Source organism: Brevibacillus sp. SKDU10, assembly GCF_001645205.1.
GTDB classification, from domain to species: Bacteria; Bacillota; Bacilli; order Brevibacillales; family Brevibacillaceae; genus Brevibacillus_B; species Brevibacillus_B halotolerans.
Genome location: NZ_LSSO01000072.1, coordinates 1 through 1,340, shown reverse-complemented (window position 1 = coordinate 1,340; position 1,340 = coordinate 1). Strand labels below are relative to the sequence as shown.

At 35.3% G+C, this 1,340-nt stretch carries 1 protein-coding gene; it reads right to left on the bottom strand.

What is annotated here, in order from left to right; all coding sequences use genetic code 11:
- Positions 1-376 precede the first annotated feature (376 nt).
- A complete protein-coding gene (locus tag AYJ08_RS04880) occupies positions 377-1,066 on the bottom strand; it encodes a hypothetical protein (RefSeq protein WP_064016818.1) in 690 nt (229 codons plus the stop codon).
- Positions 1,067-1,340 lie beyond the last annotated feature (274 nt).

Below are 1,340 nucleotides of genomic sequence, written 5' to 3'. Positions count from 1 at the left end.
TCCATTGTCTACTTGACGGGGGGCAGTTCATATAAACCGTCAGAGGGCTTTTTTGTTTCTGTGGTAATCTGGGCTAATTCTATTCTTTTCTTTGGTCAGCTATTACTTTAAAAGTGAAAACCAAAATTAAAGTAATAACGAAAAAATTGTTTGCATGCTCCATTGATATTTGTTGCCAAACTAAAATTGAAATAAGAAGCAAAGAGAAAACAATATAGGCTATGTTTTTTGAAAACACAGACTTTAACAGTAATAAAGTTACAACAGCACCTATCAATACAATAAACAGCATTATATTAAATACACCAAATACGATAAGTCAACACCCCTCTGTAATAACCTTGATGGAGTAGTGTATGTTGATTTTATCAATATTTTACCATGTACCTTTAGGATTTGTCGATATTGTAAAATATCCAGCATAATGAATGTTTATTGTAACCCCATAACCTTCATTTTTATGGTTAATTTCATTTGCAATGGCTACCATCCCTGTTGACAATGCGTATGAGATAGCTTGTACAAGTTTTGTTGGTGGAGAAGGAATCAACCCAGAAATCGCAGTAACACCTGCTGTAATTGTCCCTGCTTGTGCCCAAGCGTTAGCTACGTCTCTAGTATCCCTATCTGTCATAGTAAATGCATATCCCCACCAGTAGTAGTTTCCGAAAGATCCAAGTGCTGTAACTTTCGAATCCTTTTCAGTAGGGGTAGATAAAGCTTTTTTATCTACTGAGAGCTCACCATCTTTTACTTTAATGTCTCCAAACTCTATTGCACTATTAACAGATGCGGCACCATTCACATATACCTCGTAAACTTCTTTTCCAACTATCTCTTTAGCGGCAGGATCAACGTGTACCAAGCCATCCTGACCTACTTTAACATAATCAGACATTACAGTAATTTTTCCAATAACTTGTTCCTGTAATTTAACAGATGCAACTGAGGATTGAGCTTGTGACGATGAACTAGGCACCTCAATGGGGGCAGCAGCCAGTCCAGTAGTGGCAGTTCCCATAATAGCTGTTAAAGACAAGATACCTGCTAGAAACGTTTTTTTCATAACATCATATCTCCTTTGGTTTTGAGTAAAAAATCAAAACTTTTAAAATATTTGCATTAACAGTTAAATATTACCATATAATCCGCGATATACAAACACTTTTTTTCAAAAAATGACATAAATATTCTAGATTTTAGAGTCCGTTAGAGGAAAGAATACAGCAAATACCGACCTGGTCTAAAGATAAACATGTAATTTTACCCATTGCTTAATCTCCTCACCATTTAATAAGACAAGAACATACATTCTTGTTTAAGGGGATGTTTTGATGGCT